Here is a 19,043-nt window from a genome sequence, read left to right on the forward strand (position 1 = left end):
CGCGGGCGCACCGCGAGCCTCCTTGGCCCTGCTAATAGACCTGCGTTTTTGATTCCTAGCCACGACACTAGGTTATGACGAATGATATACTTTTTTTCTTGCGAAAAAGACAAGACAGCCCTTGTCTTTTTCATTACATACTAATTTTGTAGGGGCGAGCTTATGGGTAAATACATTCTTCACCGATTAATAATCGCTGTACCTATACTTATTGGCATATCGATCTTAACGTTCTTCTTGATCCGGCTTGTTCCGGGAGACACGGTAACAGCCATTCTCGGAACCAATTACGACCCGAAACTTGCGCATAAACTGCGCAGCGAAATGGGACTGGATCAACCGGTGATCCTTCAATATTTAATTTGGATCGGACACGTCTTTATAGGCGACTTCGGTACATCTTCATTTACGGGACAGCCGGTGCTTTCAGCCCTTATGGAACGGCTTCCGATCACGCTGGAGCTGGCACTGCTCAGCTTGGTTGTTGCCCTGATCATCGCGATCCCGCTAGGTGTGCTCGCCGCGTGCAAACACGGCACCAGAGCCGATTATGCTTCGGGAACATTCGGCATGTTCGGGATCTCCGTTCCAAACTTTTGGCTGGGCACTTTGCTCATTCTCATCTTTTCACTGCACTTGCATCTGCTTCCTTCCGGCGGATACCAGCCGCTGAGCGCAGGTATCGGTGAAAATCTAAGATCATTGCTGATGCCGGTTATCGCTCTAGGCACAGCGGTTGCCGCCGTAACCATGCGTTCCACACGTTCAGCAATGCTTGATGTACTTAATGAGGACTACATCAAAATGGCAAAAGCGAAAGGTGCCAGCACCGCAAGGATTATATGGAAACACGGGCTTCGTAATGCCTTGGTACCGGTTATGACTGTCGTCGGCATCCAGATCGGCTATCTGCTTGGCGGATCAGTAATCATTGAACAGGTGTTTGCGCTGCCCGGTATGGGCCGGCTTGCCCTGCAGGCCATATCCAACCGCGACTACAGCCTGCTTCAAGGAACCATTTTGTTTGTTGCCGTAACCTTCATTATGATTAATCTGTTGATTGATGTGATTTACGGATGGATTAATCCAAGAATTCGATATAAATAAATGTCGATGAGCTAGTGCGCACTTAGTAAGTAAAATGAGGTGATTCACGCATGTTAAAAGTCTGGAATCGTTATCGGCACAACCTTTTGGCAGTCAGCGGCCTCGCATTTATTCTTCTGCTGATCGTCATCGCCATCTTTGCAAGACAAATCGCACCGCATAATCCATATACAATGAGCACAGCGGCTCGGCTTACAGGTCCAAGCAGCTCGCATTGGTTCGGCACCGATCAATTCGGCAGAGATATTCTTAGCAGAATCATTTATGGTTCGCGCATTTCTCTTCAAGTCGGAATCATTGCCGTTGGGTTTTCCTTCATTGTCGGCACGGTTATGGGGGTAATCGCCGGATACAGTGGCGGTTGGGTCGATTCACTGATTTCAAGAATTACAGACGTTCTGTTTGCGCTTCCGGATATTCTTCTGGCGCTCGTGATCATGGCGATTCTCGGTCCGAGTCTAAACAATTTGATGCTGGCAATCGGCATTGTCTATACACCGATTTTCTCGCGCATCGCACGCGGGGCCGTATTAAATATCAGAGATTCCTTATATATTGAAGCCGCCTATTCAATGGGCGTTAAGAAGATTAAGATCTTATGGCATCATATTCTGCCAAACATCCTCTCGCCGCTGATCGTTCAAGTCACCCTTTCCTTTGCCTTCGCCATCCTATCGGAAGCTGCGCTAAGCTTCTTAGGACTTGGCGTCTCGCCGGACACCCCTTCCTGGGGCATCATGCTCAGCAGCGCAAAAGATTGGATGGAACTTTCGTGGTGGACGGCTGTATTCCCGGGGATCGCAATCACGCTTGCGGTGTTCAGCTTCAATAGCGTCGGAGACGGTTTGCGCGATGTACTTGATCCAAGAACCGGCACAGGCAACTAATCGATGGGAGGAGAACACGATGAATGACGACCTGCTTCTTGATGTTCGGCATCTCAAAGCATATTTTAGATCAAAACAACGTACCGTGAAGGCGGTCGATGATCTGTCCTTCACTTTAAAAAAAGGCGAAATTCTCGGCCTTGTTGGTGAATCCGGATGCGGAAAAAGCACAACGACAAAGGCACTGCTCCGCTTAATCGGTAATCAAAGAAAGGAGTACCTTGAAGGAGAAGCTTTCTTCGAGGGCGAGGATCTGATCAAAAAAAGCGACAAACAAATGCAGAAGATCCGTGGCAACAAAATTGGCTTTATTGCACAGAATCCAATGTCTTCGCTCAATCCTGTCTTTACCATTGGCAATCAGATCGCGGAAGTCCCGCAGATGCATCAGCGCGCAGCAAAAAATAAAGCCTGGTCGATCGCCTTAAAGATGCTGCAAAAAGTAGGGATTTCCGATCACGAAACCCGTGCCAAACAATATGCACATCAATTCAGCGGAGGTATGAAGCAGCGCGCAGTTATCGCCATGGCACTTGCTGGAAATCCATCATTGCTTATTGCCGATGAACCGACAACTGCGCTTGATGTCACGATACAAGCACAAATTCTTGACCTGATGGTTAAGCTCAGAGACGAGACGCAAGCAGGGGTTTTGCTCATCACCCATGATTTAGGCGTTGTCGCAGAAGTATGCGACCGCGTCGCCGTCATGTACGCCGGGAAAATCGTTGAGCAGGCACCTGTTGACGAACTGTTTCATCATCCCCAGCATCCCTACACGAAAGGATTGCTGGCATCGATGCCGAAAATCGGCTCAAGAAAAAAACTGATACCGATCAGCGGCCATCCGCCAAATCTCTATGAAATGCAGGGCGGCTGCCTGTTTCAAGAGCGATGCCCCTTCGCTTTTGACCGCTGCAAAAATGTCGAACCGCCGCTGCATAAAATCGCAGAAAATCATCAGTCTGCTTGTCATTTATCAAGTGAGAGGATGAATTCCTTTTGAACCGTGACTATAAACCATTCATTCGTGTCGATCATCTAAAAAAATATTTTCCAGTTGCTAAAAACTGGCGTGGAAAAAACAGCCAATACGTAAAAGCCGTCGATGATGTCTCTTTTTCAATCGATAAAGGTGAAACACTTGGCCTTGTTGGCGAATCCGGATGTGGAAAATCAACAACCGGCCGACTGCTGCTGCACTTGCTGACGCCGACATCCGGATCACTCTTTTTCGACGGTCAGGACTTAACGCAGCTGTCGAAGCAGGCGCTGTGGCAAAAACGCCGGGAGATGCAATTCATCTTCCAAGACCCGTACGCCGCGCTTAATCCGAGAATGACCATTCAAGACAGTCTTCATGAGCCGCTAAAAGCTTACGGCGAAGATAAGCGGACGCGCAGCGAAACAATCAAAACGCTTATCGATGCGGTTGGGATCCCGTCCCAGTACTTGAATCGCTATCCGCATGAATTCTCCGGAGGGCAGTTACAGCGGATCGGCATTGCCCGTTCACTCGCATTGAAACCTAAATTTGTGGTCGCCGACGAGCCCGTGGCTGCACTTGATATGAGTATTCAGGCGCAGATTCTCAATCTAATGAAGGAACTTCAGCACGCTTTCAATTATACGTATCTCTTCATCTCTCATGATTTGAGTGTGATCGATTATATGAGTGACCGCATCGGCGTCATGTATCTTGGAAAAATGGTAGAATTAACAGATCGGGATGCGTTGTATCAAGAACCCCTGCACCCTTATACCCAGGCTCTGCTCTCGGCAATCCCGATTGCAGAACCACAACGATCTAAGAACAAAATCATGCTCAAGGGCGAAATTCCAAGTCCTGTCCATCCTCCGTCCGGATGCCATTTCCGAACGCGATGCCCGTTCGCCAAAGCGATTTGTGCAGAAAAAGAACCGGAGTGGGTTGAAATGAAAAAAGGTCACTATGTCGCATGTCATGTTGTTCAGGAGGCGCACCAATGACTTATTCGATTGTCGCCAAATGTAAAGAAACCGGGTATTTCGGTGCAGCGGTAACCTCATGCTTTCCAGGTATCGGCGCCTATTCACCGACCATTAAAGCCAATATCGGAATTATCGCTTCCCAGGGATGGGTCAACCCCACTTTGGGGCCAATTGGAATCAAATACCTGGAAGCGGGCAAAACAGCCAATGAAACGTTAAATACGCTGCTCATGAAAGATCCGGGCCGAGAATTGCGTCAATTAATCGTCATGGATCATTTTGGAAACAGCGCGGTTTATACCGGTGTTGAAAATGATGATGCCAAAGGGCATATTATCGGCGATCAATTTGCCGTTCAAGGCAATATTCTGACCAGTCTGGATGTACTCTACGCCGTAGCGGAAACCTTTGAACGAACCAACGGACCACTACAGGAACGGCTGCTTGCTGCGATGCTTGCCGGAGACAAGATCGGCGGAGACGCGCGTGGAAAACAAGCGGCTGCGATCAAAGTAGTGGCTGAGGAGGGGTTTCCTTATGTCGACTTTCGTGTTGATGATTCAGCTGAGCCCATTCAGGAATTGAACGCCATTTACAAGAATAATAAGCATGTGCTCATCGATGAATACTATGAATGGATCGATGCAGTCCGGGCAGGCGTAAAACTTCAGGATCGCCAAGCAGCGATGAAAAAAGAAAGAGGATAATCCTTTGACGATCAGAACCCGCAACCAGAAACAACAGGATAACCGTCATTTTGTCACAGCAACGCTTCACAATTGGTGCAGTCGTTTTGCGCTGACCCATCTCTCATTATGGGAACAGGTCGGAGACAGAAAGCACTGCATCTGGGCCTTTCCTCAGCAGGATAATATCGCCGCGTTGCCAAAGAAAGCGGACTGCGTTTCTGTAGCGGATCATTTTTTGCTTGTCTTCGATACGGAAAAAACGGCCGTTTTTCGTGACTATTTGCAGCAGTGCCGTACATTTCTGCCTGTATGCTTTGAAGCGGCATTAGCCTTAGAGAAGCGCAGCGTTGAAGAAAAGCTTTGGCTCGGTCTGAGCGGGGAGGTATTGAATGACGTTGACGACTCCTTTTACACAAAATTGCTGGACACGCTGATTACAGGTCTCCCTGGTGCCGAGGCCGGCTTATTGCTACTGAATAACGAGCGGACAAGCAAACTGGTCATTGAGTCCGGCAGCGGATTCGATCATGAATATTATCAACGCATTCAGCTCTCATCCGATGAGTCGCTCGCCGGCACCGCCTTTTCTAAACAAGAACTGCTGGTTTATAACACGAAAACAGCTCTTCAACAAGCCATGGCATCCCTGTCGCCGAAAAACCGGGACTATCTGATTCAGGCAGCACAGTGGAAGCGGATGCCCAGCACGGCGCTTGCTTTTCCAATTATCAACAACCAGCAATCCTTTGGTGCCGTTGTTCTGTTTGGTTTCAGCGACGGCTCCTGTTTTTCACCGGAAATCGTTGATACACTGCAGAACGTTCTAAACTATATTTCATTATTATACGGTCGTTATAAGAACCAGCGCGAAGCGAAAAAGACGAAGCGTGAACTGGATATCACCTATCGCGCGCTTCGCACCGAGCACTCGCAGCTGCGAAAAACGCTCGACTTATATAACATTCTGACTGCATTGAGTCGCAATAACAAAGGCATCAATGAAATCATGAGCGCGATGTACAGCACCGCACATACGCCGATTGTCTATTATGATGAACTGCTCTTTCCTATTGCCTCGTGCGGAACCAGCGCGCAGCACGTACTGCCGGACCATTTTTTAAAAACACGGGAAGCCCGCTACTCCGTACGCGTGAAAAAATGGCAGCTGCTCAAACTGACAGAGGATGAACTTTTGTTAATCATCCCCGTAGTCGGTGCTGAACGCGTGATCGGATTTCTCTGCGCCTGGATCAATAAAAATACGTTCAACGACAGTGACCGGACCTTGCTTGAGTACAGTGCCTCATTTCTTGGACTTGAGTCCATGAAACGGCAGGCAGTTGAGCAGACAAAGCGGCAGCTGTTCGGCGATATCTTTGATCAGGTGCTGAGTAATACCTTTAACGAGAATATGCTTCAGCAGGCAAAAAATCTAGATCTGAATGAGAAGGACCTCTACACCGTGCTCATCTGCGAGTACACTCAAACAGCAACTCCGGGAATTCAGGAGCAATTTGCCAGTGAAGCCTGCATGAAGTGGCTGGAACAAGCACTCAAGGAAGTGACGATTAAAGGCTTGGTTGCCCACAGAAGAGGAGCCATTGTCGCCTTTTTATCCTTCCCATCTGATGCTGAGAAACGAACCATTGATTCGAAACTGACGCGCTTCAGCACCCGCATTAATCAATTTCCGGGGGCGATCAAAGTAGGCATCGGCCGTTTGGAGGAGGGATTTATTCGAATTAATCAATCCTACAACGACGCCCGGCAATGCATCCGCTTGCTTAAAAAGAAAAAAAGTGGCAAAGTGTACCGTTTTTCCAGCGGCGGGATTGATCATTTGCTCATGAATCATGACCCGGATGAGCTGAAGCTTTTTGTTGAGGATCATCTGGGCCTGCTGCTGGAGTATGATGCACGCAAGCATAAAGAACTCTTAAAAACACTCCTCGTCTATTTGGAGCATAATCGTAATCTCCAGGAAACAACCGAGGCATTGACGATCCATCACAATACGCTCTATTACCGAATCAACCAGATTGAATCCATTTTATCGGTTAAGCTTTCTCATAGCGAAGACTGGATGAACCTCGCCATGGCCTGTCGCATCTATCAGTTTTTACAAGGTTGAGCACGCAGCTTCTTTCGCAAGTAGCCGCGTGCTTTTTTCAACGCCTTTTTTCCTGAAGCGCCATCAGCCTGCGCCGCAGCTTCGGATCGCTAGCGTACAGATACAGCCCATAAACGCCGCGCGTCATCAATACATTAATCGAGTTCAGGATGATCTGCTCTTTAATTGTATCGACATGATCTAGATCATCGCGTTTGACGAATGCCGCACCATCCTGGTAGTTTTCTGGACGAATCACAAGCTGGTCGTTCTGCTCGTCATAGGTAACGGTCGGACCGAGAATGACGCCCGCATAATTCAAGTCAAAGCCTTGAATCGTATACACCGATCCAACTTCATCAATCGTATCGGCACGCTCGGCCCACGCCTGCTTGTCGGTCGGTTTCGAGCGGTCCCAGCGCACATGGAAATTCGGCTCATCGATAAAATAGTCCTTGCCGTCGAGCGCATACGGATAATCATAAGTCGCAAGCAGACGAGACAAATGATCGTGACTGTTGCGCGCTTTGATCACTTGGAAAAGTTCTCCTGCATCATCGAAGATGCGAAAATCAAAGGTCTGCTTGTGCGGCAGCGGCAGCACATGCTTATGGACGAAGGCATTGATCCATTCCGAGACATCCGCAGCAGCACGCACCCGAAACTGATCGGTTAAATGAAAGATTTCGCTTGGGATGCCGTCCATAAACCGTTTGACGGCCACGTGATTCCAATAGCTTTTGAGTTTCAGTACCTGTTTTTCATCAAAGACGATCACAACCACTCGGCTGCATTTCAAAATCTCCTCAAGCTGGTTGTCCTGATTAAAGCGATTGTAGCGGTCACTTTTGCTGAGCAGCAGATGCGCCTCATCGACAAAGACAATGTCCGCACGTTCCCCGCGTTTGTGCATTTGGTTAATAAACGAGGTGGGACGAATAAAGTCCTTTTTGCGCACATACGGCAGTTCCTCGGCAATCTCTTTGTACAGTTTAATCATTTCCGCGTGATTGACAATCAGGTAATTCTCCGTTTGCGCCAGCGGATCGTCTGCCGCGCCGCTGCGTGATGCGCTTTGAATCGAATTGAAGACGGAACTGAGCACCACACTCTTTCCTGTGCCCGCATCACCCTGAATGACGAACAGCGCCGGACCGGGAATTTGCACGTTAACCCGGCAAAAAGCTTCAATGCTTTGCTTCAGCTTTTTCTGCTGCTCCGATAACTTTTTGAATGGCGAGAGCTTGAATACTGCCTGATTATGGTCATGTTGAACGTGACTCGCTTGCTGCATTTTTGTGCACTCCCTTTTTCCCGTTATCTTTCAGTGTAGCGGATTCAATCGCAGAAAAAAAGAGCGGTTAAAAACCCGCTCATTGTGCATCTTGTTGAAAAAGCGCCAAATACTCCCCGTAGCCTTCCTTTTCCAAATCTTCTTTTGGAATGAAACGCAGTGCTGCTGAATTGATGCAGAACCGTGTTCCGGTCGGTTCAGTGAAAACATGGCCGAGATGCGCATCGCCCAGCTTGCTGCGTACTTCGGTGCGAAACATACCCAATGTATTGTCTGGGTGTGTCACAAGTCGATGGGTGCTGATTGGCCGCGTGAAACTTGGCCAGCCGCAGCCTGCATCGTATTGATCGGTAGTCGAAAACAACGGTTCACCGGAGACAAGATCGACATAAATACCGGGCTTTTTGTTGTCCCAATAGGCGTTTTGAAACGGCGGCTCCGTACCGCTTTTCTGCGTCACCTCATACTGGATCGGTGTCAGCTGCTCTTTTAACTGCTTGTGGTTTTTCTTTGTACCCCAATGTTTCGCGATAAAATCATCCCGACCGGAGCCCCGGCGATAGCGCCGATAGCTGCCCGGATCTTTTCGATAATAGTTTTGGTGCGACTCCTCTGCCGGATAGAATGGACCTGCCGCGACAATCTCCGTCACAATCGGCTCACGAAAACGTCCACTTTGCTCCAGTTCTTTTTTTGACGCTTCTGCAAGATGTTTCTGCTCAGCATTATGATAAAAGATGGCCGTTCGGTACTGGTCGCCGCGATCATGGAACTGACCCTGACGATCGGTCGGGTCAATCTGCTGCCAGTACTGTTCCAATAACTTGCGATACGGATAAACATCAGGATCAAACGTAATTTGCACCGCCTCTGCATGTCCCGTTTTTCCGGAGCAGACCTCACGATAGCTTGGATTTTCCGTATGGCCGCCGGTGTAGCCCGAGCGCACCTTGATAATGCCCGGTTCTTGATCAAAGGGCTGAACCATGCACCAAAAACAACCACCGGCAAATGTTGCCTTTTGCGTTCGCATCACATCTATCCCCCCTGCCCCATCACTATAATGGGTGAAATCGGTTACTTTTAAGTTCATTATAGCATGACCTAAAGAAGGTCCCGTGATTCAAAGTTTCGCTGCTGCTCGATTGCGGCCTTATCGCGATATTCCAATCTCGCTAGCAAATACCGGTCTCATCCATTTTTTGACGCAGGGCAAAATCACATGCTTTTCATTTACTTTTACGGCTTCAGTTTCATTTTCTTGTTCGGGGTAAAGTTCAGTGCTTTGCTTGTTGATACGCGCGTTTCCTTTGGCACAAAGCCATGAACACGGGTCAGCGGGAATACCCACGTATATGGTCCGATGCATGTTCCCGGAAGTGTCGCCGAGTTGGCGCCAATTCGACTGAAGTCGCCGAGCACGCAACCGAAGAAATCAGTGTCAAATTTGGTATAGGTGTCGCCGACTTTGACGCCGATGATGCCTTGATCGAAGCGGCGATTAGCAATAATCGTACCGGAACCGACACGTGCACCTTGACCAAGCACCGAATCGCCTGCAAACGTGAAGCTCTGCACCTTCGCGCCGTTTCCGACAATCGCATGTTTCACTTCGCAGCCGTGACCGATCACGCAGTTATTGCCGATAACCGTGTAGGGACGAATCAACGCGCCGGACTGAATCGTCACGTTTTCACCAATGATCACCGGGCCCTCAATCGTCACTTGCGAATGAATCTGCGTGCCCTTTCCGATCAAATAGTTGCCGTGCAGATAACTGCCCTCGGCTAAAGTGCCTTCATTGACTTGCAGCTTCTTTTCTTCAACCCGTTCGTCAACAATCTGTGTTGCTTTTTGCAAAGCTTCCCAAGGGTACTCAACCCCTTCAAAAACTTCAGGAACAGCAAAGCTTTCCGTATTCTCAAAGAAATAGCTTAGTTTCAGTTCTTCAACACTCACTGAAATAACCTCCAATACGCATTCATCGTTAATGTAACAGTGTACGATCAAACGATACGTTCACCAAACAATCATTCGTCCCATTCACACCGTTTGTTTCCATAAATCTCATTAAGAGAAGCGGCAAATGAATCGTTTACTTCTTCCTATTATATTTGTCTTTGATTTGATGTTCCAGTCAAAAATCAAATCAACCACGAGTAGAAAAGTTCCGTTCTTTCCGCTTCATTGTGAAAAATTTTTTTAGAAAATAAAGGAATTATCAAGAGTGTTGGGGAAAAAGAAATAGAGAGCGCTTGTTGAAACGAACGGCAAACATTTTTGAAATCGTTTTTCTCCTACTTGAACGCGTCGTTCTGCTTTTCATCAATGCCGACTCATTTTTTTCGTCCATTTAACAAACACTCTAAATAATTAAGGGTGGCGCATCAGCAGCATTGCATCTTGCAAGAGAAAGGAACGTTGCAGCATGAATCAATCAACTGAAAAAGCAAGCGACTATTCTTCAAAAGCATACTTCGATTTATTGGATAAATACTGGCGAGCGGCCAATTACCTGTCTGTGGGTCAAATCTATTTGAAAGACAACCCATTGCTGGATCGTCCGCTTAAAGCGAGCGATGTCAAAGTGCATCCGATCGGTCATTGGGGAACGATTTCCGGACAAAATTTTATCTATGCTCATTTGAACCGTATTATTAACAAATATGACGTCACCATGTTCTATATCGAAGGACCGGGACATGGTGGCCAAGTGATGGTATCGAATAGTTATCTCGATGGAAGCTACACCGAAATTTACCCGGACATCACGCAGGATAAAGCAGGCATGCAAAAGTTGTTCAAACAGTTCTCCTGGCCTGGCGGCGTGGCCTCACACGCAGCCCCGATTACGCCCGGATCGCTTCACGAAGGCGGCGAACTGGGCTATTCGATTTCCCATGGTGTCGGGGCCATTCTCGATAATCCGGATCAAATTGCCGCAGTTGTTGTCGGCGATGGAGAGGCTGAAACCGGACCGCTTGCCGCTTCCTGGCAGTCCAACCATTTTATCAATCCGATTCATGACGGTGCCGTTCTGCCGATCGTTTACATTAACGGTTATAAATTGAGCAACCCAACCTTGTTCTCGCGTACGTCCGATCAAGATTTGCAGCACTATTTTGAAGGACTCGGCTGGAATCCGCTGTTTGTTTCCGGAAATGATCCGCAAGAGGTTCATCCGAAAATGGCAAGCGCGCTCGATCAAGCGATTGAAAAAATTCAAGCGATTCAAAAGCAAGCACGTGAAAACGATGATCCAACCATGCCGCATTGGCCGGTCGTTATTTTCCGCAGCCCCAAAGGATGGACCGGACCAAAAACATGGGAAGGGAAACCAGTTGAAGACTCGTTCCGGTCGCATCAGATTCCAATTCCGGTCGATCAAAACCATCTGGAGCATAGCGATGAATTGGTTCGCTGGCTCAAGTCCTATAAGCCGGAAGAACTGTTCAATGCGGACGGATCATTACAATCCGAGATCGCTCAAGTCATTCCTAAGGGCACCAAAAGAATGGCCGTGAATCCAATCACAAACGGCGGCGTAGATCCGCGCGAACTGCGTTTACCTGACTATCGCAGCTATGCGACAGACACGAAAGTACGTGGCAGACAGCTGGCACAAGACATGATCATCTTTGGCGAATACGCCCGCGATTTGATTAAGCTGAATCCAACAAATTTCCGTATTTTTGGTCCGGATGAAACGGCATCAAACCGCTTGGGCGCGGTTTTTGAAGCCACAAGCCGGCAATGGCTCGGCGAGGTCGACGAACCGCGTGATGAATTCGTCGCACCCGCCGGCCGCGTCCTCGATGCACAGCTTTCCGAGCATCAGGCAGAGGGATGGCTTGAAGGCTATACATTAACCGGCAGACACGGATTTTTTGCCAGCTATGAAGCGTTTCTCAGAATCGTTGACTCGATGCTGACACAGCATTTCAAATGGCTACGCAAAGCAAGTGAACTCACATGGAGAAGTTCCTATCCTTCTTTAAACGTGATTGCATCATCGACCGTTTTCCAGCAGGATCATAACGGCTATACGCATCAAGATCCCGGTATGCTGACGCATCTCGCTGAGAAGAAACCTGCGTTTATCCGTGAATATCTTCCGGCGGATGCCAATACCTTGCTTGCCGTTGCAAATAAGATTTTCAAAAGCCGTAATAAAATCAATCTAGTGGTTACGTCCAAACACCCACGCCCGCAATGGTTTTCAATCGAAGAAGCTTCGGAACTTGTTGCGAATGGACTTGGAATGATTGACTGGGCAAGTACCGATCAAGGCTTGGAACCAGACCTTGTCATTGCCAGCGCCGGAACCGAACCCACGCTTGAGTCGCTCGCCGCGCTTCAGCTCTTGCATGACGCGTTTCCGGAAATGAAGATTCGCTTTGTCAATGTCGTTGATCTGCTCAAACTCAGAAGTCCAAAGAAAAGTGCACGCGGTCTTTCTGATGAAGCCTTCGACCATTATTTCACCAAAGACAAGCCGATTCTCTTTGCCTTCCACGGCTACGAAGACCTTATCGAAAGCTTGTTCTTTGGTCGTCATAATAACAAGTTAACGGTTCACGGCTATCGTGAAGACGGCGATATCACCACGCCATTTGACATGCGCGTCTTAAACCATCTCGACCGGTTCCATCTCGCTAAGACCGCCGTCATGATTCAACCGGCTTATGAAGAAAAACGCGATGCATTTATCGCAGAAATGGATCGAATGATTGCCAAGCATCACCGATTCATTCGCGATGAAGGACAAGATCTCCCGGAAGTTTCCAATTGGCAGTGGACACCGCTGCACTGAAATTGCGTTAAATACGTTAAATCCCCCTTGCCGTTCCGGTCAGGGGGATTTGTTTTTTTAACCTCATTTTTTAAGTGCTTTTTCGCCAATAGCAACCCGGCGAGAATGATTTGCTCCGGTCGCAGCACCAAAGTATAGCTGACGACTGCCTGGGCAAGATAATAGGCTTCAAGCGCCCACCGAATAACATACGTGCCCCTCCTAAAGGATTGAAATTTAAATTGCATTGTATTCATTTAAAGCCATTTATGCATGGTAACGACTTATCCAATGTTTCAAATCAGTGCATGCTCTTTCACCGTTTCATCAGCCAAACGCCGCCGCACACACCGTGATTGCTTGACTCTCGGATTCTATAATATAATGAAATCATTACTTACATCATCACAAGTTACCTTTAAGCCTGCAATATCAATAGATTGGGGGGACCTCTTTTGACCGCTTATTTACGCCAAGCAACTCCGCATGACTTTTCCGGTATACAAAAAATCATTGATCAGGCAAAACAATTGCTTAAAGCAGACGGCATTGATCAATGGCAGGACGGCTATCCGGACGACACTGTCCTGCATCATGACCTTGAACAGAAAAGGGGCTTTGTCCTGATCACCGATGATCAAATTGCCGGTTATGGTGTTCTTTTTGAAGAACTCGAACCGGCTTATGAAGCGATCAAAGAAGGTGCTTGGGTACAGACTGGCGTTCCGTATGTGTCGATACACCGCATCGCACTTTCCTCCGATTTTCGTGGCCGTCACCTTTCTTCAGTGCTGATGGATCACCTGATTAGCGCTGCAGCACTTAAAGGCTATACTGATCTGCGCATCGATACTCATCCGGAAAACCCGCGCATGCAGCACGTAATCAAGCAAGCCGGTTTTGAGTATCGCGGGGTCGTTTACCTCGATATGCCGAACGGCAAACGGCTGGCCTACCAGCGGATGCTCACAAGAAGATAAAAACTGCATGCGCATGTTATCCACAGTGCACATTCACCATTCAGAAAGTTATCCACAGGTTGATAACTTTCTGTTAAGTGAGTGCCGCATAAATTTCTAATGAAAAAAGGAAAGCCGACGGTGCTTTCCCTTTTTTTACTTTATGTTCAGAGAAAAGTCGTATCAAACGTTCATCAAATCGTAGAAATGCAGCCATGGTTGTATCGAACTTTGCAAAAAGCGTGGCAAGCCTCAATAACCCTTATAACTGGCTGCGTTCAAAAAAGTTGCGCCAAATTGAAGGGCTTTCGGCATCCTTTCGCTAATTATAATCTATGAGAACGCTAAGTGATCTGAATGAAAAGTAGGTGAGATGCTTGAATAAAAGTTTCCATGCGCTTGTGGTTAACAAAATCGAGCAAAGTTTTTCACGCAGGATTGAATCCTTAACATTAAACGATCTGCCTGAAGCAGGCGTGCTCCTACGCGTTTGCTACTCAGGGATCAATTATAAAGACAGTCTTGCAGCAATTCCTAACGGCCATATTTTGAAAGACTACCCCTTTGTCCCCGGTATTGACCTGTCGGGAATTGTCGTATCCTCAGAGGATCCGCGTTTCAAAGAAGGCGACCCGGTCATCGCAACCGGCTACGGCCTTGGTGTTTCCCATTTTGGCGGATTTAGTGAATACGCACGGATCCCCGCTGATTGGATCGTTCCGCTGCCTTCAGCGCTGACACTCAAGGAAGCCATGATGATTGGAACCGCCGGCTTTACCGCAGCACTGTCTGTTTTTCGCCTGGAACAGGCAGGGATTGCGCCGGATAAGGGAGAGGTACTCGTCACCGGTGCGTCGGGCGGCGTCGGTAGCCATGCCGTTGCACTCCTTTCCGATCTCGGTTATACCGTTGTCGCAAGTACCGGAAAAAGCGCCGAGGCATCAAACTATTTGAAAACGCTTGGCGCACGCAGCATGATCACTCGCGAAGAGGTATTTGACGGAACGGTAAAGCCATTGCAAAAGCAGCTGTGGACGGCGGCGATTGATTCGGTAGGGGGAAAGCCGCTTGCCGCATTACTCGGCAGGATACGCTACGGCGGCTATGTCGCCGCCTGCGGACTCGCAGCAGGATCTGAGCTTCCGGCAACCGTCTTTCCATTTATTCTACGCGGCGTCAGCTTGCTCGGGATCGACTCTGTTTCTTGCCCGATGGAGCAACGCCAGGACATTTGGCAGCGTCTCGCCGAATTGCATAAGCCGGAAAAGCTGGCAGCAATCGCTCAGAAAGAAATTCCCTTGAGCCAGCTTCCAAACGCCTTACCCGCCCTGCTCAACGGCAATAAGATTGGTCGCACCATCGTTACGATAAACCCGAAGTTCACTGATGAATAAAAGAGCAGGGCGGGAATTTCGCTCTGCCCTTTTATTCAACCCTGCTTAGCGGTTAAACATGCGTTTCACCAAGACGAAAATACCAACAATCAGCAAGAGAATTAACAACCACTTGAACAAAAAACCAAAGAAGATGATGAAAATAATTGCAAGAACAGCTAGCACAATCCATACTACCGAAGTAATCAGCACACCGCCGATTACAATGAAGATAATAAAGAGAATCAGTGCTGCAATCAATCCGAAAATAAGTCCCATAATGTTCGTTCCTTTCATGACCCGTTCGACTAAGATGCATGTGGCCGTTCATCCCCTGACCGGCCGCATCTCTATAATCCTACTATAGTGCACCAAGCCGCCCAGGGTAATGCGCTCAAGTCCGGATCTCGCTACGCCCTAAGACTTATTTTTTGCCAATGGCGGGAAACGGACCCTTTGAGTTAGGCACACATCCGCCACAAAATCATACAGTAAAACCATAGGTGACTTCATCAAGAAGAACAGGTGAGGGGTGACGCGTATGGAGTGGCGATCGTTTCAAGGGATTGTTACGGCGATTGACGATTATATCACCAGCCCGAGCGGTGAGAATTCAGGCTGCTGGAAGCTGATGACGCTGGAGAATAACGATCAGGTTGTTCGTTTTGTGGTGTCGCCGATGACTTACGTGGTCGACCAAGCCAAGATTCGAATTGGCGACCGGGTTAGTGGGTATTATGACGGAAACGCGCCGGTTATTCTCATCTATCCGCCGCAATACCGAGCTCTGATTCTCGTAAAAGATCGCTCCGATCAGAATGTAAAAGTCGATTTTTTCAATGAGCAGCTCTTGAGCCGCGATGGTCAACTACTCTTAAACTTGGGGCCGTTTACACAGATTATGCTGGCAAACGGCCTGGACTTCAATCAGAATCCGGCAAATCGTGATTTGATTGTGATTTACGGCGCAGCAACAAAAAGCATCCCCGCTCAAACCGTGCCGTACAAAATCATCGTTTGGTGTCCGATGCAGTAAAATTCACGGACAGCCGCAATAGGGTTGTCCTTTTTGTTGCAGCTGGACAAGCCTTGGCTTGCGATTCTCTTTGCGTGCGCTTAATGAGAAAGACAGCTATCATTAAAGAGATCATGTGATTGCCTGATGAAGGCGTCCCGCAAAAAATGTATTTTGAGGAGGTTTCTGATGAAGTATCGCCATCTCGGCAGTACCGGCGTCAAAGTCAGCACCGTCAGTCTTGGCAGCTGGCTGACTTACGGCGGTTATGTCGCACAAGAAAACGCAATAAGTACCATTCATAAAGCTTATGATCTAGGCATCAACTTTTTTGATACTGCCAATGTGTACATGCGCGGTGAAGCGGAAAAAGTCGTCGGGAAAGCGATTAAAGCCTTCCCACGTGAATCGATCGTGCTCTCGACAAAAGTATTTTTTCCGATGGGTGATGGACCGAATGACCGTGGTCTTTCCCGAAAACATATCATGGAACAGGCGAATGCCAGCCTAAAGCGATTGAACACCGATTATATCGATCTGTATTACTGCCATCGCTTTGATCCGGAAACGCCGATTGAGGAGACGCTACGTGCGTTTGACGATTTGATTCATCAAGGCAAAATAAACTACATCGGTGTCAGCCAATGGACGGCGGCTCAAATCACCGAAGCAGCACATATTGCCGATCAGAAACTGCTTAATCATTTCGTGGCAAATCAGTCTAAATACAATATGCTGTCCCGCGAAATCGAAGCCGAAATAATTCCGACAAGTGCGGCGCATGGTGTCAGTCAGGTCTGCTGGTCGCCGCTCGCGGAAGGTGTGTTGACCGGAAAATACAGTTCCATCAGCGAATTCCCAGTCGGTAGCCGCGCCGCCGAGAATAAAGGCGGGATCCGCACGTATCTGACCGAACTCAATTTGAGTAAAGTGAACAAACTTAAGAAAATCGCTGCTGAATTAGGCGTCAGCATGGCACAATTGGCCCTTGCCTGGGTGCTTCGTCAGGAGCAGGTTGCCAGTGTCGTCGTAGGTGCCAGCAAATCGAAACAAATAGCAGACAACGCCAAAGCCGCCGATATCACCCTCAGCACGGAGACCTTAAATCTAATTGAACAAATTCTAACCGATTAAGGCGATCAGACACAGCAGACCCGAACCTTTGCATTCAGGTCTGTTTTTTTACACTGGTAAGAAAGTATATAAAAAAATTTAAGGAAACGAGTTATCATGAACAAAACTAGCCCCCTTGATTGTAGAATCGTGGATTAAATGGGGAAAAATGAAAGAGACTTTCAAATCCTCAAACAGAGCCATCATACGAAAGGGAGCTAGCACTATGAATGATAACACAAAATATGTAGGTTTAGACGTCTCTAAGGAAAAAATAGCGGTTGCAGTTGCCGAAGAAGGAAGAAACGAGCCCCAGTACATGCGCTCGGGCGCCTGCGGGATCGCGCCTTGTTGATGCGTGCCAGCGAGACACCGCAGGAAAAATGCGTGTTCGAGAGGGATTCCGGTTCGCCCGCGGCAAGCGAGCAATCGAAGCGGCGTTCGTGCACAAAGGTGATGAATCAAAACCGCATACAGAGCAAAAGGAACTTCCGCTAAAGGAATGCGGGCATTTTCAAAAAAGGTGCATACCTTTTGCTAAATATACTGAAAAAGATATTGACAGAAAATATAGATCATATATGATAATGATTATCAATGTCATTTCTAAGGAGCGAGATTATGTTTGGCGCTGCATTTCTAGTCGCATTACGCGAAGGTCTGGAAATTTCACTCATTCTAGGTATTATCTTTTCTTATTTACGAGGACTGAACCGAAAGGATACGTTCAAACCCATATGGATCGGTGCAGCCATTGCCATCGCTCTATCTGTACTTGTCGGCTGCATCCTATACGTTGCGACAGGCGGAGAGGAATGGCACGGCCAAATCTATCTGGAAGCGGCAATCTTTCTCGCTGCGGTCGGTATTCTGTCCTATATGACCTTCTGGATGAAAAAGAACAGTCCCGGCATGCATAAAGGCATACAGTCAACCATAGATAAGGCACTGAAAAGCAGCGGCGATACCTCACAGCTTGTCATTTTAGCCTTTATCACGATCATTCGCGAAGGTATCGAATTAGTCATGTTTCTCCTTGCGATTTCAATCGAGGGAAAAAATAATTTCGTATCGCTTGGCTCAGGCACACTGGTTGGCATCTTACTGGCTTCGCTCATTGGATGGGGTATCTATCAAGGAACAACGAAAATTAATCTCAAAGCCTTCTTCCGGGTCATGGGCAACCTCTTAATCATTGTCGCTGCTGGTCTGCTCATTAACGCGGTTCATGAATTTATTGAATTAGGGCTCATTCAGCCGGTCGCTTACCTCTATGACTTAGAAGCGATACTGAATCAGCGTGGTGCAGTTGGCGGCATTTTGCATGCACTGATCGGCTATACGGATCGTCTGAGCGTCACGCAGTTTATTATTTGGCTCATCTACATGATTCCGGCACTGCTTTTATTTAATCGGAACAAGAAAAAACCACAGGTTGAAAATCCCGCCTTAACCTGAAAAGAAAAAAAGTCACTCGTTTTTCTGCGACGCGTGTTTCGATTGGACAGCCAAACACGTTTTTTTATAGGCCGTTTCTTGCAACGAATCACCGATTCAAGCAAAGCGACATAGGTACTCAGATCATGCTGACAAACGGGCAGGATTTTACGCATATCCTGCAAACCGCAATCTAAACGTGATTTATGGCCCCTCGACAAATAGCATCCCTGCTCAAACGGTCCCCTACCGAATTGTTGTTTGGTTTTAAGCACACGAAAACCCCACATTCGCAT

General features: G+C 47.8%; 17 protein-coding genes. 13 read left to right on the forward strand and 4 right to left on the reverse strand.

All coding sequences use genetic code 11. The annotated features are described in order from the left end of the window. Positions 1-162 precede the first annotated feature (162 nt). From SIN01_RS06220 to SIN01_RS06245, 6 genes are read left to right on the forward strand one after another with little or no spacing between them, the layout of a single operon-like run. Entirely contained in the window at positions 163-1,107 is a 945-nt protein-coding gene (locus tag SIN01_RS06220) for an ABC transporter permease (RefSeq protein WP_010026525.1), read from the forward strand. Positions 1,108-1,157: 50 nt separating this feature from the next. Next, positions 1,158-1,994, forward strand: a complete 837-nt coding sequence (locus tag SIN01_RS06225; RefSeq protein ID WP_010026526.1) for an ABC transporter permease — start codon at positions 1,158-1,160, stop codon at positions 1,992-1,994. 19 nt (positions 1,995-2,013) lie between these two features. Next, positions 2,014-3,000 carry an ABC transporter ATP-binding protein gene (locus tag SIN01_RS06230; RefSeq protein ID WP_047034743.1) on the forward strand — a complete coding sequence of 329 codons (987 nt, stop codon included), beginning with the start codon at positions 2,014-2,016 and terminating at the stop codon, positions 2,998-3,000. Continuing rightward, positions 2,997-3,983 (forward strand): ABC transporter ATP-binding protein, encoded by a 987-nt coding sequence (locus SIN01_RS06235; RefSeq protein ID WP_047034742.1) that lies wholly within the window; start codon positions 2,997-2,999, stop codon positions 3,981-3,983. The genes SIN01_RS06230 and SIN01_RS06235 overlap by 4 nt, the downstream gene beginning before the upstream one ends. Further along, positions 3,980-4,672: a DUF1028 domain-containing protein gene (locus tag SIN01_RS06240; RefSeq protein WP_010023570.1), complete on the forward strand. Its 693-nt coding sequence runs from the start codon at positions 3,980-3,982 to the stop codon at positions 4,670-4,672. The genes SIN01_RS06235 and SIN01_RS06240 overlap by 4 nt, the downstream gene beginning before the upstream one ends. Before the next feature lie 4 nt (positions 4,673-4,676). Continuing rightward, positions 4,677-6,785 carry a helix-turn-helix domain-containing protein gene (locus SIN01_RS06245; protein WP_010023572.1) on the forward strand — a complete coding sequence of 703 codons (2,109 nt, stop codon included), beginning with the start codon at positions 4,677-4,679 and terminating at the stop codon, positions 6,783-6,785. Between the two features lie 37 nt (positions 6,786-6,822). On the opposite strand, the gene SIN01_RS06250 is transcribed toward SIN01_RS06245, so the two are convergent. The 3 genes from SIN01_RS06250 to SIN01_RS06260 all read right to left on the reverse strand — a co-directional run bounded on the left by SIN01_RS06250 (position 6,823) and on the right by SIN01_RS06260 (position 10,017). Next, positions 6,823-8,058 (reverse strand): DUF2075 domain-containing protein, encoded by a 1,236-nt coding sequence (locus SIN01_RS06250; RefSeq protein WP_010023573.1) that lies wholly within the window; start codon positions 8,056-8,058, stop codon positions 6,823-6,825. Between the two features lie 79 nt (positions 8,059-8,137). Next, positions 8,138-9,091, reverse strand: a complete 954-nt coding sequence (gene msrA / locus SIN01_RS06255; RefSeq protein ID WP_010023574.1) for a peptide-methionine (S)-S-oxide reductase MsrA — start codon at positions 9,089-9,091, stop codon at positions 8,138-8,140. Positions 9,092-9,297: 206 nt separating this feature from the next. Further along, positions 9,298-10,017 carry an LbetaH domain-containing protein gene (locus tag SIN01_RS06260; RefSeq protein WP_010023575.1) on the reverse strand — a complete coding sequence of 240 codons (720 nt, stop codon included), beginning with the start codon at positions 10,015-10,017 and terminating at the stop codon, positions 9,298-9,300. 469 nt (positions 10,018-10,486) lie between these two features. Here SIN01_RS06260 and SIN01_RS06265 point away from each other — a divergent pair, with 469 nt between their 5' ends. The 3 genes from SIN01_RS06265 to SIN01_RS06275 all read left to right on the forward strand — a co-directional run bounded on the left by SIN01_RS06265 (position 10,487) and on the right by SIN01_RS06275 (position 15,203). Then, entirely contained in the window at positions 10,487-12,871 is a 2,385-nt protein-coding gene (locus SIN01_RS06265) for a phosphoketolase family protein (protein ID WP_047034741.1), read from the forward strand. Positions 12,872-13,305: 434 nt separating this feature from the next. Next, a complete protein-coding gene (locus SIN01_RS06270; protein ID WP_010025890.1) occupies positions 13,306-13,830 on the forward strand; it encodes a GNAT family N-acetyltransferase in 525 nt (174 codons plus the stop codon). A 356-nt stretch (positions 13,831-14,186) separates the two neighbouring features. Next, positions 14,187-15,203 (forward strand): oxidoreductase, encoded by a 1,017-nt coding sequence (locus SIN01_RS06275; RefSeq protein WP_010025889.1) that lies wholly within the window; start codon positions 14,187-14,189, stop codon positions 15,201-15,203. Between the two features lie 45 nt (positions 15,204-15,248). On the opposite strand, the gene SIN01_RS06280 is transcribed toward SIN01_RS06275, so the two are convergent. Then, the gene (locus tag SIN01_RS06280; protein WP_010025888.1) at positions 15,249-15,461 is read right to left on the reverse strand and encodes a hypothetical protein; all 213 of its coding nucleotides are present in this window, start codon (positions 15,459-15,461) and stop codon (positions 15,249-15,251) included. A gap of 262 nt (positions 15,462-15,723) precedes the next feature. On the opposite strand from SIN01_RS06280, the gene SIN01_RS06285 reads away from it, so the two are divergent. The 4 genes from SIN01_RS06285 (at position 15,724) to SIN01_RS06295 (ending at position 18,768) form a co-directional block, all read left to right on the forward strand. Next, on the forward strand, positions 15,724-16,218 hold the full coding sequence (locus SIN01_RS06285) for a hypothetical protein (protein WP_010025887.1): 495 nt from the start codon (positions 15,724-15,726) through the stop codon (positions 16,216-16,218). A gap of 168 nt (positions 16,219-16,386) precedes the next feature. Further along, positions 16,387-17,331 (forward strand): aldo/keto reductase family protein, encoded by a 945-nt coding sequence (locus tag SIN01_RS06290; protein WP_010025886.1) that lies wholly within the window; start codon positions 16,387-16,389, stop codon positions 17,329-17,331. A 205-nt stretch (positions 17,332-17,536) separates the two neighbouring features. Continuing rightward, the gene (locus SIN01_RS15555) at positions 17,537-17,665 is read left to right on the forward strand and encodes a hypothetical protein (RefSeq protein ID WP_272947196.1); all 129 of its coding nucleotides are present in this window, start codon (positions 17,537-17,539) and stop codon (positions 17,663-17,665) included. A gap of 266 nt (positions 17,666-17,931) precedes the next feature. Then, entirely contained in the window at positions 17,932-18,768 is an 837-nt protein-coding gene (locus SIN01_RS06295; protein ID WP_010027576.1) for an FTR1 family iron permease, read from the forward strand. Positions 18,769-19,043: the final 275 nt, after the last annotated feature.

Origin of the sequence: Sporolactobacillus inulinus (assembly GCF_006539285.1) — a bacterium.
In the GTDB taxonomy this organism is placed as follows: domain Bacteria; phylum Bacillota; class Bacilli; order Bacillales; family Sporolactobacillaceae; genus Sporolactobacillus; species Sporolactobacillus inulinus.

What these genes read in the sequence shown, in the direction of transcription:
- SIN01_RS15555 (WP_272947196.1), top strand. Translation starts at nt 17,537, where the DNA reads ATGAATGATAACACAAAATATGTAGGTTTAGACGTCTCTAAGGAAAAA.
- SIN01_RS06225 (WP_010026526.1), top strand. Translation starts at nt 1,158, where the DNA reads ATGTTAAAAGTCTGGAATCGTTATCGGCACAACCTTTTGGCAGTCAGC.
- SIN01_RS06265 (WP_047034741.1), top strand. Translation starts at nt 10,487, where the DNA reads ATGAATCAATCAACTGAAAAAGCAAGCGACTATTCTTCAAAAGCATAC.
- SIN01_RS06280 (WP_010025888.1), bottom strand. Translation starts at nt 15,461, where the DNA reads ATGGGACTTATTTTCGGATTGATTGCAGCACTGATTCTCTTTATTATC.
- SIN01_RS06220 (WP_010026525.1), top strand. Translation starts at nt 163, where the DNA reads ATGGGTAAATACATTCTTCACCGATTAATAATCGCTGTACCTATACTT.
- msrA (WP_010023574.1), bottom strand. Translation starts at nt 9,091, where the DNA reads ATGCGAACGCAAAAGGCAACATTTGCCGGTGGTTGTTTTTGGTGCATG.
- SIN01_RS06285 (WP_010025887.1), top strand. Translation starts at nt 15,724, where the DNA reads ATGGAGTGGCGATCGTTTCAAGGGATTGTTACGGCGATTGACGATTAT.
- SIN01_RS06250 (WP_010023573.1), bottom strand. Translation starts at nt 8,058, where the DNA reads ATGCAGCAAGCGAGTCACGTTCAACATGACCATAATCAGGCAGTATTC.
- SIN01_RS06290 (WP_010025886.1), top strand. Translation starts at nt 16,387, where the DNA reads ATGAAGTATCGCCATCTCGGCAGTACCGGCGTCAAAGTCAGCACCGTC.
- SIN01_RS06295 (WP_010027576.1), top strand. Translation starts at nt 17,932, where the DNA reads ATGTTTGGCGCTGCATTTCTAGTCGCATTACGCGAAGGTCTGGAAATT.
- SIN01_RS06230 (WP_047034743.1), top strand. Translation starts at nt 2,014, where the DNA reads ATGAATGACGACCTGCTTCTTGATGTTCGGCATCTCAAAGCATATTTT.
- SIN01_RS06240 (WP_010023570.1), top strand. Translation starts at nt 3,980, where the DNA reads ATGACTTATTCGATTGTCGCCAAATGTAAAGAAACCGGGTATTTCGGT.